18 protein-coding genes and 1 pseudogene are annotated in these 14,413 nt (G+C 69.8%); 17 read left to right on the top strand and 2 right to left on the bottom strand.

Annotated features, from left to right (window positions below; all coding sequences use genetic code 11):
• Positions 1 to 78 precede the first annotated feature (78 nt).
• A complete protein-coding gene (locus ABTZ58_RS37045; protein WP_351366935.1) occupies positions 79 to 816 on the top strand; it encodes a hypothetical protein in 738 nt (245 codons plus the stop codon).
• A 510-nt stretch (positions 817 to 1,326) separates the two neighbouring features.
• Here the strand turns inward: ABTZ58_RS37045 and ABTZ58_RS37040 are convergent.
• Positions 1,327 to 1,797, bottom strand: coding sequence for a hypothetical protein (locus ABTZ58_RS37040; protein WP_351366932.1), 471 nt, complete (start codon positions 1,795 to 1,797; stop codon positions 1,327 to 1,329).
• 132 nt (positions 1,798 to 1,929) lie between these two features.
• Between ABTZ58_RS37040 and ABTZ58_RS37035 the strand changes: the two are divergent.
• The 16 genes and pseudogenes from ABTZ58_RS37035 to ABTZ58_RS36960 form a co-directional block, all read left to right on the top strand.
• Positions 1,930 to 2,103: pseudogene (locus tag ABTZ58_RS37035) on the top strand (RRQRL motif-containing zinc-binding protein); the annotation flags it as partial.
• Positions 2,104 to 2,443: 340 nt separating this feature from the next.
• Entirely contained in the window at positions 2,444 to 2,956 is a 513-nt protein-coding gene (locus ABTZ58_RS37030; RefSeq protein ID WP_351366929.1) for a hypothetical protein, read from the top strand.
• Positions 2,953 to 3,303 carry a hypothetical protein gene (locus ABTZ58_RS37025; RefSeq protein ID WP_351366926.1) on the top strand — a complete coding sequence of 117 codons (351 nt, stop codon included), beginning with the start codon at positions 2,953 to 2,955 and terminating at the stop codon, positions 3,301 to 3,303. Before ABTZ58_RS37030 ends, ABTZ58_RS37025 begins: the two co-directional genes overlap by 4 nt.
• On the top strand, positions 3,300 to 4,196 hold the full coding sequence (locus ABTZ58_RS37020; RefSeq protein ID WP_351366923.1) for an AAA family ATPase: 897 nt from the start codon (positions 3,300 to 3,302) through the stop codon (positions 4,194 to 4,196). The genes ABTZ58_RS37025 and ABTZ58_RS37020 overlap by 4 nt, the downstream gene beginning before the upstream one ends.
• Before the next feature lie 406 nt (positions 4,197 to 4,602).
• Positions 4,603 to 5,280 (top strand): GGDEF domain-containing protein, encoded by a 678-nt coding sequence (locus ABTZ58_RS37015; RefSeq protein WP_351366920.1) that lies wholly within the window; start codon positions 4,603 to 4,605, stop codon positions 5,278 to 5,280.
• Positions 5,277 to 5,720 carry an ASCH domain-containing protein gene (locus ABTZ58_RS37010; RefSeq protein WP_351366917.1) on the top strand — a complete coding sequence of 148 codons (444 nt, stop codon included), beginning with the start codon at positions 5,277 to 5,279 and terminating at the stop codon, positions 5,718 to 5,720. Before ABTZ58_RS37015 ends, ABTZ58_RS37010 begins: the two co-directional genes overlap by 4 nt.
• Positions 5,717 to 6,007 (top strand): hypothetical protein, encoded by a 291-nt coding sequence (locus ABTZ58_RS37005; RefSeq protein WP_351366914.1) that lies wholly within the window; start codon positions 5,717 to 5,719, stop codon positions 6,005 to 6,007. The genes ABTZ58_RS37010 and ABTZ58_RS37005 overlap by 4 nt, the downstream gene beginning before the upstream one ends.
• Before the next feature lie 19 nt (positions 6,008 to 6,026).
• The gene (locus ABTZ58_RS37000) at positions 6,027 to 6,200 is read left to right on the top strand and encodes a hypothetical protein (protein ID WP_351366911.1); all 174 of its coding nucleotides are present in this window, start codon (positions 6,027 to 6,029) and stop codon (positions 6,198 to 6,200) included.
• Positions 6,201 to 6,212: 12 nt separating this feature from the next.
• Positions 6,213 to 7,073 (top strand): Lsr2 family DNA-binding protein, encoded by an 861-nt coding sequence (locus ABTZ58_RS36995; protein WP_351366908.1) that lies wholly within the window; start codon positions 6,213 to 6,215, stop codon positions 7,071 to 7,073.
• On the top strand, positions 7,073 to 7,819 hold the full coding sequence (locus ABTZ58_RS36990) for a hypothetical protein (protein ID WP_351366905.1): 747 nt from the start codon (positions 7,073 to 7,075) through the stop codon (positions 7,817 to 7,819). Before ABTZ58_RS36995 ends, ABTZ58_RS36990 begins: the two co-directional genes overlap by 1 nt.
• Before the next feature lie 29 nt (positions 7,820 to 7,848).
• Positions 7,849 to 8,271, top strand: coding sequence for an NUDIX domain-containing protein (locus ABTZ58_RS36985; RefSeq protein ID WP_351366902.1), 423 nt, complete (start codon positions 7,849 to 7,851; stop codon positions 8,269 to 8,271).
• Positions 8,272 to 8,615: 344 nt separating this feature from the next.
• On the top strand, positions 8,616 to 9,356 hold the full coding sequence (locus ABTZ58_RS36980; protein WP_351366899.1) for a DUF6879 family protein: 741 nt from the start codon (positions 8,616 to 8,618) through the stop codon (positions 9,354 to 9,356).
• Positions 9,353 to 10,201 (top strand): helix-turn-helix domain-containing protein, encoded by an 849-nt coding sequence (locus ABTZ58_RS36975; protein WP_351366896.1) that lies wholly within the window; start codon positions 9,353 to 9,355, stop codon positions 10,199 to 10,201. Before ABTZ58_RS36980 ends, ABTZ58_RS36975 begins: the two co-directional genes overlap by 4 nt.
• A gap of 87 nt (positions 10,202 to 10,288) precedes the next feature.
• The gene (locus ABTZ58_RS36970) at positions 10,289 to 10,753 is read left to right on the top strand and encodes a hypothetical protein (RefSeq protein WP_351366893.1); all 465 of its coding nucleotides are present in this window, start codon (positions 10,289 to 10,291) and stop codon (positions 10,751 to 10,753) included.
• Positions 10,750 to 11,166 carry a hypothetical protein gene (locus tag ABTZ58_RS36965; RefSeq protein ID WP_351366890.1) on the top strand — a complete coding sequence of 139 codons (417 nt, stop codon included), beginning with the start codon at positions 10,750 to 10,752 and terminating at the stop codon, positions 11,164 to 11,166. Before ABTZ58_RS36970 ends, ABTZ58_RS36965 begins: the two co-directional genes overlap by 4 nt.
• A 927-nt stretch (positions 11,167 to 12,093) precedes the next feature.
• Positions 12,094 to 12,561, top strand: coding sequence for a hypothetical protein (locus ABTZ58_RS36960; RefSeq protein WP_351366887.1), 468 nt, complete (start codon positions 12,094 to 12,096; stop codon positions 12,559 to 12,561).
• 52 nt (positions 12,562 to 12,613) lie between these two features.
• On the opposite strand, the gene ABTZ58_RS36955 is transcribed toward ABTZ58_RS36960, so the two are convergent.
• Complete coding sequence (locus ABTZ58_RS36955; RefSeq protein WP_351366884.1) at positions 12,614 to 13,978, bottom strand: NucA/NucB deoxyribonuclease domain-containing protein; 1,365 nt, start codon at positions 13,976 to 13,978, stop codon at positions 12,614 to 12,616.
• Between the last annotated feature and the right edge of the window lie 435 nt (positions 13,979 to 14,413).

Raw genomic sequence — 14,413 nt, 5'->3', positions numbered from 1 at the left:
CTGCCCACCTGCCCCTTCTGGCGGCGCGGGGCAGGCCACAGACACCTCCCGACTCATTGCTGAAGGAGCCGTTCGACCATGGCTGCCCACGACCGAACCGAACCCGCCGAACCGACTGCGGAGAAGCCGGCCCCGAGCCGACTCCAGGCCTTACGCAACCAGTGGCACGCCGCGTGGGAGGAGGGCGGCTTCCTGCATCAGCGGTGGGAGGACCTGGCCCAGGCCCGCCACGCCGGATGGCACGACATCGCCAACTGGATCAAGGCCGTCCTCGTCTTGGCCGGGGTCTGCGCGGTCATCATCCTGCTGGACACCGCCAGCGACATCGTCAGCGCCGTGCTGCATCGCCTGTCCGCCACCGGCACGGTGACCGCGACGCCCGGAACCGATACCACCAGCGGCCTGTGGGGCGTCATCGACAACCCGATCCGTTCCTACATCGCGCAGCACAGCACCCACCTCCCCGCCCCCGGCTCCGCCATCTACACCCTCTGGCAATTCACCGGCCTCATCGGCCTGCTCGGCGGAGCCGCCGGCAGCACCGGCGCGCGCCTGCTGTGGACCGGGTGGGGCCTCGCCAGCGCCGCCATGGTGTGGTCCGCGGCCCCCGACGGCAGCCGCACCATCGCCACCGGAACCGCCACCCTCATGTGGGCCCTTGCCAGCATCGTCGCCCTGCGCGGCCTCAGCCCGCGGCGCCTGGACGACCCGGCTCCCATAACGCCGCAGGTCAACATCTACCCCGCGTTCTACCTGCCGCCGCAGCCCACGCCCTACTTCGACGCCGACTCCGGCAACATCCAGCACCGCCGCTGACCCACGACACCGCCTCACACCACCGAGACCTGACGCTCTGCCTGGCCCTCGCCCACCCACTCCCGGGCGGGCGAGGGCCGGACAGGCCGCCCGGCCCAGCCCACCGCCCCGGAGCACCCCGCCGACACCAGCCCTGCGCCAGCGGGGCGCAGCGCTGCCCACCGACGACTTGAGGAGATCACTCGTGCTTATCCCCCGCCTGCGCCGCCGCCCCGGCCCGTCCCGCCCACAGCGTCCCGGCCGGCTGCCCGGCGCCTGGAGCAGGTGATGCCGCGTCCGAGGAGAAGCGCCGCCGCGAGGTGAATCGGGTGCCGCGCAGCGACGCGACGCTGCCAATTGGAGTTCACGCGGGTTCCCACTGACGTACCTCGGTCGCATCAGCGCAAGTCCGCAGGTGACCACCCTGCACAGGGCGAGTCAGCGAGCGTGCGAGGTTCTCGCACTCACGGGCAGATTCCGCGAGCGGAGCCAGGAACTTGCCCGTGCGTACGGAAAATCGGAAGTCGCGTGTCAGGCAATCCATGCCTCACCGTGTCGATGCCGGTCCAACCCCACTGCTGAGAACTCGTCCTCGCCGGCGCTTGCTACTGCACCCAACCGCCGCAGCGCTTGAGAGATCGGGCTGCCAGCAGGAGGAAAGGGCTGCCCCTCCTCCACGTGGAGCGGTCCCAGCACGATGCTGCCGCCGTTCCACACGGCAGCTCGCTGCTCGCCTACGCCGCCGAAGTACTCAGCTTCCACGTAGGCCACCGGCCCACCGGCTGACCAGGCAGCGAGGGTCTTCTCGAACCCTCCTGGCAACCCCCAGAACCCCAACGTGCTGACAGAGCTGCCGTCGGCGACCGAATCGAACAGTGCGTCCGTCATCGGCAACAGCGACAGGCCCTGTCCGATCGACGCCAGTCGGGCGGCAGGCAGGTCCCGCGCCGCGCCGCGCAACGCCTCTCCATCAGCGATCACTGCTCGCAGGTCGTAGCCCATCCCAAAGCCCCCTCCAGATCGGAGGCCCCATCTTGACCCTCACGGCGAAGCGGAACCCGCGCGGTATCCCCGCCCAGAACTACCACACCCAGCGGGTTCTCGCCGGACCACCGTTCAGATCCTCCGAACCCGCTGGTTTCGGAGTTCGACCGACGCGCTTGTCCCGAGGGCCTGGTCACCCGGCGGCAGTTACGCGAGCGAGGACTGAGCCCAGGCGGGCACGGCCCGGTCGCGGTGCTGCGCTGCAAGGCGTGCGCCTACCGGCCCGACCAGTCATGCATCCATCCCACCCGGGCCTGGCTCTACAGCGTGGAGCTCGCCCGACCGAAGCGGGTGCCGACGCTCGCGCAGGAAGAGGCGCTGACCGGGCGATGGCCGCGAGGTCCACGTGCCCCCGATGCCGCCGGAGGTACTACTTCTGCCTCCCGCTGCGCACCCAGGGCGTGTGCGACCCCTGCGACAAGGGCTACGAGCCCAGCCCCGATACCTACATGGCGTCCCCGGCCCCGGTCGTCCGCCGGCTGGCTGCATAGCGCGAACCCCGTCCCAGCCGCACTGGCCGGGACGGGGCCCACCCGGGCGGCCGCAGCACCGGCAACAGGCCGACCGCCCGCTCCCTCACCTTCGAGATCAGGAGAACCCCAGCATGCATGCTCACCGTCCCGCCGTCTTCGCCGCCCTGCTCGGACTCACCCGCGCCGGGAGCGCGATCGGAGACTTCTGGGTCCAGTCGGACTTCTGTGCCCGCGTGAAGGGTGCCTCCGACGACCACCCGGTCACCTACGTCGACCCGGTCACCGAGGAGAAGACGACCCACGGCACAGCCGACGGCCGTCAGGCGTGCCTGAAGCACTGCCTGACCTACACGGCTACGCAGGCGATCGTCGCCGGGGCCGGCGCCCGCGCGCTCGGAATCAGGGTCCACCCGGCCGCCGCCGCGGCCGCGCTCGCCATCTCCTTCACGACCCACTACGCGGCGGACCGACGCGTCCCGGGCAAGGGTCTGCTGGAGCGGATCGCCACCAAGACTGGCAAGGGCGGCTTCTACAAGCTGGCCGACTTCGGCATGAACGGCGCCTTCCACCTCGACTCCGCCTGGCACCACGGCTGGGAAACGGTCGCGGCCCTGGCCGCCACCACCAAGGCGACCACCCGATGACCGGCCGTTCCCGCACGCGCTTGGACCGGGTGCGTGCCTCGCTCGGCATCTCCCAGCTCGCCCTCCAGCAGGTGCAGGACGACCTGAACGCCGACGACGTCGACGCCCCCGAGCTCGCCGCGATCCTGCGCGAGCTCCAAGAGGACGTCGACGTCCCCGGCGGCCTCTTACCGATGCTCGCGCAGGTGGTCAGCACCGCAGCGCGCCGGGCGGAGCAGATCGAGCCGGACCGCGACGGCGACGCCTCCTGCCCGCTGCACGAGGCCGCCGCCCTGATCACCGACAACGCCGGGCAGCGCCTGAACTGGGCTGCCCGCTCCCTCGACCCGAAAGGAGACGGCGCATGACTTCGGTGCTGTACCCGGACCTGCCCGAGAACGCCCTGATCGTGCTGATCGGCGCGTCCGGCGCGGGCAAGTCCACGCTGGCCCGCACCTGGCCGGCCTCCCAGATCCTCTCCCTTGACGGCCTGCGCGGCATGGTCAGCGACGACCCCGGTCGGCAGGACGCCACGGCCGATGCCGCCGACGTCCTCAAGCTGGTGCTGGAGCACCGGATGGCCCGCAAGCTCAACACGGTGATCGACGCGACCAACGTCGAGCAGTCCGTGAGGTCGGAACTGGTGATGGCCGCCAAGCGGCACAGCATGCCGACCGTCGCGGTCATCGTCGCCACGCCGCTGCCCGTCTGCTTGGAGCGGCAGCGCCCGCGGCCGGACAACCGGCGCGTGCCCGACGACGTCGTGCGGGCCCAGCACCAAGCGATGGTCCACTCGCACCAGAGGCTGGCCGGCGAGGGCTTCAACACCGTCGTCTTCGCCGATTCCACGTACCGGCTGCTGCCGTTCCTGCAGCGCCTGAGCGAGATCCGGCAGGCCCGCCTCGGCATGGACGGCGGCGCGGGCCTCGGTGACCTGAACCTCGTGTCCCGGGTGTTCGGTGAGGATGTCCTGCCCCTGTGGCGTTGGAAGCCCGGCTCGGACATCGCCAGCGGCGACCGCGTCGCTGAGATCCGCCTCGGTCAGCAGTACCTCACCCTCGCCCTGCGCACCAACGTGGACGGCGAGGGCGAGCTCGGCTTCGACGTGATGCTTCCGTGCCCGCACGACGAGGAATGCACCGGCTACGCCTGGGCGCCCGCCTACAGCGTCACCTGCCTGTTCCGAGCTCTCAGCGGCGACCTGGACGACGGCGACGACATCGTCTGCACCGTCCACGGCGACGTCGACACCATCGACTAGGAGGGCGACGACGACCACGCTCCGCGGCAACTGCAGGACCGCAGTAGGAGCGTGGCCTGACCTTCCACGAGTACAGCAGCAAGCCCTGCTGAAGCGGCCCTGAAAGGCGCTCTAACCGCGCAGGCTGGGCCCGCTCCAGCCACGACCCCCACAGCCGCACCAGCCCGTCCACCCCAGCTAGCCGGTCGCCCGCAGCACCAACCAGCGGCAGACGACCGAAGTGACCGGTTCGTGATCCCTGGTCGGGGCCGGTGGTCGGCGTCGCGGTCGGGCCTGTGCGCTGTCCTGGCCTGCGCGGCCAGCGCCAGCCACGACCTGCAGAAGATCCCGGGACAGGCGCAAGGCCTCACAAACCATCGCCCATCCCGGGCCCCAACCCGTACGAGACGAGAGGGAGATCACCAGTATGGGCTCCGTCGTTCGCGTGCAGGCCCGAATCGGGCAACGCGCGCTCTTACTGACCACCGCAGCCCTGCCATTGACCGGCTGGGCCGTCCACGCCGTCACCCTGCACAGGCAGCTCGCCGCCACCCGGAAGGATCCGCTGACCGGTCTGCTGCGCCGCGACTCCTATACCGCCCGCGCCTGCCGACTCCTGGCCCGGCACGGCGACGACACGGCCGTGATCCTGGTCGACGCCGATCACTTCAAGCGGATCAACGACACGCTCGGCCATGAGGCCGGCGACACCGTCCTGGCCGCGTTCGGTGCCCGGCTCGTCGCGTGGGCGGGCCCGCGAGCGGCCGTGGGCAGGCTCGGAGGCGATGAGTTCGCCGTCGTCCTGGAGCTGCCCGCCGCGCGCCTGGAGCAGCGCCTGGAGCATCTGGTGCGGATGCTGCACACGCCGGTCGTCCTGGACGACGGCCGCACCGTCGATGTCGCCGCCTCGGTTGGCGCCACGACCCCGTCCACGGTCGGCTCCCGCGACCTGACCGTGCTGCAGCGGGCTGCCGACGCGGCCCTGTACGACGGCAAGCACTCCGGCCGCGCCGTCGTCGCCTCGCCCGCGCACACCACGATGCCGTCCGTCAACGGCCGCCGCGCCGGGCGCCCGGGAACGGCCGTATGGGGGCAGGCAGCATGAGCGCCGCGCCCCTCCCGCAGGGCGACTGGATCCGCGGCATCAGCGTCCAGCAGCCGCACGCCACCTGCATCCTGACCGGCGCCAAGGGCATCGAGAACCGCCCCCAGCCCTGGAGCTGGCGTGGCTGGATGCTCCTGCACGCAGGCCACCGGATCGACCGGCCCGCCCTGCGGGTCCCGCTGATCGCGCGCACCATCCGCGGCCGGGAGCTGACCACCGGAGCCGTGATCGGCATCGCGCGCCTGGTCGACTGCCATCAGGACGACGAAGGCTCCGAGCCCTGCACGCCGTGGGCGCAGGCCGGCGCCTGGCACCTGGTCCTCCAGGACGTCCAGGAGCTGCCGCTGCCGGTCCCCGCTGCCGGGCAGCTAGGGCCCTGGAAGCCGACCGAGGACCTGCTGGATCGCGTGTTCCAGCAGCTGCCCGCCTTCCGGCCGTGACCCGCGCGCGACGCACGAAGGAGAAGCCGCCGTTCGAGCCGGGCCTGATCCCGGCTCCCGGCGAGCTTCTCGTCTGGCGCGACGGCCAGCACTTCGACCACTGGCAGGACCTCCTCTGCACGCTGTGCGGCCAGCCCACGCCCATGCGCTCCCACTCCGGCGAGCCCGTGCACAAGGCATGCGCCGAGGACTGGATCACCGCCCACCCCGTTGAGGCCCGCCGCGGGCGGTTCGCCTCCGACCTCGCGCCGAAGCCCAAGGACAAGGGCCAAGGCGACCACGCCTGACCTCCACCTGGAGGAACCCATGAGCAGCACCGACCGCGACGTCAACCACGCCCGCGCCTACCCCGAGCCGCCCGCCTCCCCTCTCTGGCACCGCCACGGCGCGAAGGCCCGGCCGCTCACCGACGCCCAGCGCAAACGCAACCGCGAACTGCTGGACATCGCTCAGCGCAAGCCCCGCACCAGGGCCGCGTAGGAGGGCCAGCCGATGTTCACCGACATGAAAGAGGCCCTCGCAGCCGAGGACCTCGAACTCACCCCGCTCGGCAGCGACCAGCGCAGCGCCGCCTCCCTGGTGGTGGCCCACCACGCCCGCGGCAAGGACGACCTCGCCGACCTGCTGGGCGCGCTCGGACTGCCCTGCGGCGAGGACGACCTCGTAGGCCTTCTCCCGCACCTCACCACCCCCGCTGACTCCCCGACCGGAGACACGATGACCACTCAAACCGTCAACGCCTTCACCGCCACAGCCGCCTCCATGCTGAAGAACGGCGACAGCCCCGAGCACGTGCGTGACACCCTCGGACTGTCGGGGGGCGAACTCGCCGATGCCCTCCAGCACGCCGGACTTGCCGCCGCCGATGCGGACACGGAGGGCAGCACCCGCACCCCGGAGCCGACCACTACGGCGCCCGACAGCACGAGGGGCGCCGACGGGATCGATGCCCTGCTCGTGTGGGCGGAGAACCACACCGCCGCCAGCATCCGCAACCGAGCCGCTCGCGTCCGCGCCGACCTCACCGAGCTGACCGAGCGCCGCGCCGCCGACGCCGCCCAGCGCCAGGCTGAGGAGCGAGTGGCCAAGGCCAAGGCCGAACTCGAGGCCGCGCAGGCGCAGCTGCGCGCGGTGAAGACCGGCGGCCGTCCCGCCACATCGGTACACAACGCCACTCCCCCGGCTCCCACCCCGGCCGCGGCCGGCAAGCGCAGCAAGGCGGAGCTGGCCGCGATCCGGACGTGGGCGCGCGCCCACGGCCACCAGATCGCCGACCGGGGCACCCCGGCCAAGGCCGTCCTGGACGCCTACGACGCCGCCCACCGCACCAACGCTTCGGCGGAGGCGAGCTGATGGACGCCATCCCGCTCGCCCTGGACGGCTTCCTGGCGGCCGACGCTGAACCCGGTGACCGTGAGGGCACCGCCTGCTGGCGCCTGACCTGCTCCGCCGGCACCGACCACCTGATCGACGAAGCGGTCATCCCCTGCACGACCATGGAGCCGGAGATCGCCCACGCCATGCTCACCGAGCACCAGCCCGGCGACCTGCTGCGCGTCATCGGCCACCTCACCCTCCCCGACACCGCCGACGGAGTCATCCGGCTGCACGCCGAAAGCCTCGAAGTGCTCTGGGCAGCACCGCTGCTGGAAGGCGAGGAGGACGCCGACACCGCGACCGTGACGGACACCGACGCCGACCGGAACAGGGCCATCGCTGCGCTCGCCGAGGCCCTCACCGGCCTCGGTCAGGCGGAGCCCGGCCCCGAGCAGAGCATCCGCATCCACATCAGCCCCACCGGGACCCTCGGTTCGGGCCTGGAGTACTGCCACAGCGTCGACATCACCCCGGACGTGGCCCACCGGCTCGCCAACTACATCGACGCCATGAGCTGCCACCTGGACAGCGAACGCCCCGACGGCGTCGTCCTGGACCCGGAGACCATCGCGGACCTGACCGACCTGTTCGACGACATCGACCTGACCGCTCTCACCAGCACAGTCCTCAGCGCCACCCGGCCCGAACACCGACCTGCCGTCACCCAGGCCATGGACGACATGTTCGGTGACATCCCCGCCCCCGAGGACACCGACCCATGACCACCAACCACGCCCCCAGAGAGGTGCACATGACCGAAACCGAAACCGAGATCGAGGCGATCCGCTACACCGCCGACGTCGTCGCCCTGACTCCCGCCCGGGAGGTCCTGCTCATTCAGCGGCGCTGGCCGCCGCACGAGGGCGCCTGGGCGCTCCCCGGCGGCCACGTCGACCCCGGAGAAACCAGCCGCGCGGCCGCGGCCCGCGAGCTGGCGGAGGAAACCGGCGTCACCGTCCCCACCGACGCCCTGCGCCAGATCGGCGTCTGGGACGCTCCCGACCGCGACCCGCGCGGCCGGTACGTCACCGTCGCCTACACGGTCGTCGTCTCCACCGGCACCGTGATCACCGCCGGGGACGATGCCCGCACCGCCCGCTTGTGGCCCCTGAACGACCTGCCACCGCTGGCGTTCGACCACGCCGCCATCCTCAACGCGGCCACGGCCTCCTGACACACAACACGACACCCCACAGCGCCGGGCCCCGACCAGGAGGCCGGGGCCCGGCGCTTCTCACCCTCCCTCTTCACCGAGGAGCGTTCGCGTGTTAGCCCCAGTCGTCACCGCTGGCCTCGCCGTCGTCCCCACCCTGACCGGCATGCCGTGGTTCTCCCACCAGCAGGCGCCCGCCGCTGGATTCGTGGCTGCGTCCTGAGCTGCGGTGATCCCCGTCGCGACACAACTTGCGAGCAATCCGCGGCCGGCGCCTTAAGCCAGCAATCTGTGGCAATCCGTGAGCGCCACCGAGCGACCACCCCGCATCCTAAATCTCGACACGACCAGGACGTGGAGGCGACATGGCGCTCAGGTTCCTCGGCACGACTAGCGAAGACGGCGACTGCCCCACTCTGTACGAGATCGAGGGCACGGACGAGATCCTCGTCCAAGGCGACCGCGAGACCGACCCGCAGCACCTCGTGCAGCTGCGGGACGTCAAGCCGTCCGAGACCTTCGTCCGTGTGCCGCGCGAGCTGCTCACCCGCTACGCACCCAGCACCCCGGTGCCCGAACTCCAGCCGTTCTCAGCCGTCTCCCACCTCTTTCGGGAGTTCCGGCACACCGCGTGGCGGCTGGAGACCCGCCGCGGCTACGCCACCGACCGGCACAGCCCGAAGTGGCAGCGCTTCCTCGCTGGCGAGGACGTCGGCCATGACCCGGACAACGCGTGGCGGGCGAACGTGCGGGAGCAGACCGCGCAGGGCAAGCGGTTCGGGCGGGTCCGCCTCGTCGACGAGCCGCTTACACAAGGCCAGCACTACCTGCTGGCCACCGCCCCGGGCAACGTGACCGCCGGCGAGGACATCCGCAACCTCACCCGCGCCGAGGCCGAACAGCTACGGCTCCCGGATTGCGACTTCTGGCTGTTCGACTCGAAGATCGTGGCCCGCTTCGCATTCGACGAGGACGACACCACCCTCGGCGTGTACGTCACCGAGGACCCCGCCGAAGTGCTTGCCGCCTGCCAGGCCCGAGACGCCGCCTGGCACCACGCCATCCCTACAGCCGAGTTCGCAAAGCGGGTAGCTTCAACCGAGTGACCACCGACTTCCAGACCGCACGCGAGGCCCTCGGCGCGCGCCTGCGGGAGTTGCGCGTCGAGGCCGGTCTGGAAGGCAAGGACATCGCCCACAAGCTCGGCTGGCAGACGTCCAAGGTCTCTCGGCTGCAGAACGGCAAGCAGACCCCGACCCGCGACGACCTCACGGCATGGGCGAATGCCGTCGGCCGCCCGGACGCCGAGCCCGAACTGCACGGCCTCTTGGCGGGCTTGGACCTTAAGCAGCGGCACCGCTCGTGGCGGCGGCAGCTCGCGGGCGGGCATCGCGGCCGGCAGGAGATCGCCGTCCGGCAGATGGAGCACACGACACTGCTGCGGGGCCTTGAGGTCTCCCGCATTCCTGGCCTGTTCCAGACGCCGGAGTACGCGCGGGTCATCTTCGACACCAACGCCGAGTTCCGTGGGATTCCGCCCACCACCGAGGACGCCATCGAGAGGCGTATGCGTCGCCAGGAAGCGCTGTACGACCCCGAGAAGACGTTCCGGTTCCTCGTCTGCGAAGCCGCCCTGTATCACCGCTCATGCCCCGTCGAGGTGATGGCGGAGCAACTCGACCGGCTCTACAACCTCGTCGGGCAACGCCGGATCGAACTCGGCATCCTGCCCTTCGGCACCCAGCTGCGCCGCACAGCACCGCACGCCTTCTGGATCTACGATCGGCGACTCGTCATCGTCGAGACCATCAGCGAGGAGCTGTGGCTGACCGGTGACGACGACGTCCAGCTGTACGAGCGGGCGTGGGAATGGCTCGCCGAGTCCGCGGAGTACGGGTCGCCAGCCCGGCGCCTGATCGGCCGTGCGAGGGCCGCTCTCGACCTCACCTGAGCAACCAGCCGCAAGCCTCCCCTCCCTGTCCGCAATCCCGCGCAATCGGGCCGCAAGCCTGCAATCAACCTGCATAACGTGCCGCTCATGGCCCACCCGATGAGCATCGCCCAGCGATACGAGGCCGGAGACGTGTGGCTCGCCGACTGCCACACGCACCCGGCGCTCGTGTGGAAGGCGTGGCACGCCAGCACCCTCGCCGAGATCCAGAGCGGCGCGCACTGGCTGATCGCCGAGTCCACTGTCACCCAAGGCCTGCCCGCCGCGGCCCGGATCCGGGAGGAGCAGCGAGGGCCGGTGCTCATGGACCCCTACGCGAACGCGGCATGGTGGCTGGTGCCCCTCGACGCCGTGGAGGAACTCGCCGACGTCCGGCAACTCCACGTCCGGCACACAGGCTGGACGCTGCGCTGCCCGCCGACGGGCCGCGAGATGGAGCGCATGCAATGGCTTTGGGACCCCGATGGGACGGGCCACCTCACTGACCCTGCCGTACTCGCCGCCGCCTTCGGCCCGGGCGGGTACCGACACACCACGGAGGCACCGGCATGACCGGCACTGAGACGGAGACCCTCGCGCCTGAGACCGTCGACCCCGACGCGGAGTACGAGCAGCTCTGCACTGAGCTGCTGCGCAATACGAGGTTCCGTCGTCACCGTGCCGCCGTGCAAGCGATGGTCGAGGAACGCACTGTCCTGTCCGTACCGGCCGTGCAGCGCGCACTGATCGTCGACAGCCGCAAGGGGCGGGCGGCGTGCTTCGAAGGCCTGTCCGGGCTTCAGTACGGGCTCGGTCTCGACGAGCAGCAGCGTGCGTTCCTGCACCTGGTCCTGTCCATGGTCGGCATCGGCATCACCACTCTCGCCTCCGCGGAGGATCTCGACGACCGCCGCTTGCCGATCATCGTGCGGGCGATCCTGCGCCTGGCGGGCAACGAGGACCTCGCCGTCGGCCGACGCCTGTGAGCCCGGCGACCGGACACCGGTAGCCGCCGTGGCCGCCCGCACGCCCCGTCCGCGCGGTCGCCCGCGGCCCGCCGCCGGGCTGTCCCAGTCGCCGACGGCGGGCCGCCCCACAGATGGCCCGTCCGTCCTCTGCGCGGAGAACTCCGGCCCCGGCTTCAGCGTCTCCCTCTGGGCCCTGAAAGAGCCGCTGCGCTGGCGCACCCGCCGCGACCGCATCTTCGTGAACTCCATGAGCGACGCCTTCCACCCCGAAGTCCCAATACCTAGCTGGCCGCCCTATGGTCCGTCATGTACTGGATTTGCGCCGACGTCTCCGGTCGCTACGCCCACCGCTCCGAACCTACCTCCTCCTCACCAAGCGGCGTCTCAGGAAGCGAGCGTGGCTGGCGAAGTGGGCCGACCGGGACATCCGCGTCGACCTGACCAGGTCCGCCGCCGAACACTGTGGTGCGATCAGGAGGAAATTGACAACGCCCCCTTCATGCCCCGGCCGGCTGGTCTCCGTGTGGCTCGGCGTCTCGGTGGAAGACCATCAGTCTGCCAACACGCGGATCCCACAGATGCGGCCGTCCGGTTGGCCTCCGCCGGACCCCTCCTAGGACCATTCTCTTGAGGGGCGCTCCCAAGGGGCCATCTCGCGTTCCGGCACTCGTCGGCGACCTGATGCGCCGAAGCGTGCGAGGATTCGGCGCCTGAGGGCTTCCAACCACATCAGGCCTCGTGCGACACGGGACGTGATCAAAAAGAACCACATCAAGATGAAGCCGACATCTGTGCGGGGTGCGGAACGCAGTCCTGCCGTCGGATCAGATCAGGCATCGTGGCGGAGCGGCCGCCCGCCGGCCTGGCGATGTCAGTGCGCCCCCGGAAGGGGCCGCTTTAGGATCACGGGGATGACCAGTCGTTCTTCCCGTAGAAGGGGCTGTTATGGCCGAGCTCATCCGGCAGCAACACCTTGATGCGGATGTGGAGTATCACGGCTTCGGGTTCCAGGAGTCCCATGACGCTGATCTGCCCGTCCCGTTCCCTGATGACTTCGAGCAGGGGGTCTTCCTGAACGCCTTCCCGGGGCGTCTCGACATCTACAGTGGCGGCCACACGCATACCGCTGCGGTCACCGTGGAGGTGTGGGACGGTGAACCGCCTGCGCAGGATTCTTCGCGGTGGGACGAGCAGGCTGAGGCCGACTTCGAGTCGACCAGTGGTGAAGTGGCCGTGTGGTCCATGGGCCTGGGGCGCGCCGATGACGTGATCACGCTTGCCGATTCGGGGGGTTCCTGGCGAGTGCGGGTGAGCTGTACTGGGCGCAGCGAAGCTGCGGCACTGTCGGAGCAGGAAGGTACGGGCGAAGGCGTGGAGAAGTACCTCGTGCAGTTCTGGCCCGCAACGACCTGAACGCGGACCGCGGGCGGGAGCGCCGACAGTGCGACACTCCCGCCTCCGGTACTCAGGAGACGATCTTCACGATGAAGCCGTCTTCCATTCCGTCGATGATCCGGTTCTTGGCGTAGAAACTGAGCAGCAGGCTGCCGCCCGCACCGTTGTCTTCCTTCGCGATCGGCTTCACGGAGAAGTTGAACTTCTTCGCGTCCGCGTCGTAGTCGTGCTCCGCGGCGCCCTCATAGGTGGTGGCGAAGGGGTACTCGTCGCACTCGCGCGTGCCACCGTGCGTGTAGTTGGCGCCCCAATACCGCTTGCATTGCTTGACCGCCGCCTTGCGGTTGTCGTCCTTGCGTGCCTTGTTGACCGTTCGATGCAGCGGCTGGTCGGGCGTCTGACCGGGCACCTTCTTCGCCGACATGTACGGCTTGGTGTCCTGTGGTTTTGTGAACGCAGTCTTGATGTGCTGAGCCGCGGCCCGCTCCTCGGCGCCGGCCTTCGTGCTGTAGTTCAGCATCCCGATGTAGGCGAACGAGGCTGCGCCTCTCTTGTCGGGATTGCCGCCGCCGGTCGAGTTCGCCAGGTACTTGGCGGCGTCCCAGCGCGGCGGCAGGAAGAACAGGTCACCCCTGAGGTCGCCGGTGAGCGTGGCGTTCGGCGGCGGTGTGATCGTGATGGACGGCTGGTAGATGGCGGCGATCAGATCCGTTGTGCCTTGACTGCCCTGTCCGGGCTTGGCGTTGACGGTCTCGTTGAACGAGCCCAGCACCTTGAGTTCGGCGAAGGTCTTCGTCCCGGGCATGTTGCCGCCCCGGGTGTAGCGGACCGTGGACGGCCAGCTGTTGGGGATCTTGCCCTTGGTGTTGATCTTCATCGCAGGCGCCTCGGTGGTGCCCTGCGACTCCATCTCGGTGAAGTGGTACTTGAAGTTGATCGTGCGGCTGTTCTTGGCGATCGTGCCCACGACCCGGACGTTGAACATGCTCACGCCGGAGGGCCTGCCGTTGACGAGCCAGGTCTGCACGAACGAAGCGCCCGAACAGGCCGCGAACCGGGACGTGAAGTAGAACTTCTTGGTGGTGCCCAGGCCCTTCTTGCACTCGTCGAGCGTCATCGTGCGAGCCGGTTCCGGAGCCGCGATCAGGGGCGCCGGCGAGGCGGTCGATTCGACAGGTGTGGTGCGGGATGGCTGGGTCGCCCGCCGTGCGTACGACGCCGCAGGACCAACCGTCTCGTGCGGCAACTGCGCGATCGGCTCGGCCTTACGAACAACGTCCCGCAAACGGTTCATGCCGTCCCCGCTCTGCAACTCCTGGAGCGACGGCGCCACTGAGCCAAGCGGCAGGACGTAGGACTCAACCTCAAGATCAGAAGGCACGTCGGCCTGCGCCGCAGTCGGTACGGCCGACAGCAGGGCGACCGCGGTCGCCATAGTGAGCGCCTGTCTCACGGCGCGCCTGAACCACGGTATGTGCATTGAAAACCCCCGAGCTCAACGAGTCGGATCAGTGATCCGAACATGCGGTCGAGAGAAGGTCTATCTGTCGGCCGGTCGAACGCATCGACGACACGCCGCACTGACGCGATCACGACCGCTGTTGGCCGAGATCGACATCACCCCCCAGGGCAGGGCAACGGCGCTCTCGGTGCTGCTGTCCACGGGCAACAGGGAAGGCGAGAAAAGTCTCAGGTCCTCACCGACTGCCGAAGCTCGGCTTCGGGACCGCCTCTCCCCCGCCGGGTCACATCAGGTGGACGCAGTGCCGACCTGATTAGACGGTGTCCTATGTGGTGATCGCTCGTTGGTCCGTTCATGGGGCGGGGTACGTGGAGTTGGATTGTTCCGGACGGCTTGTGGGAGCTCGCC

Source organism: Streptomyces sp. NPDC094143 (assembly GCF_040303825.1).
Taxonomy (GTDB): domain Bacteria; phylum Actinomycetota; class Actinomycetes; order Streptomycetales; family Streptomycetaceae; genus Streptomyces.
Note: the sequence above shows the minus strand (reverse complement) of the source record. Positions and strands in the feature narration are given on the sequence as shown.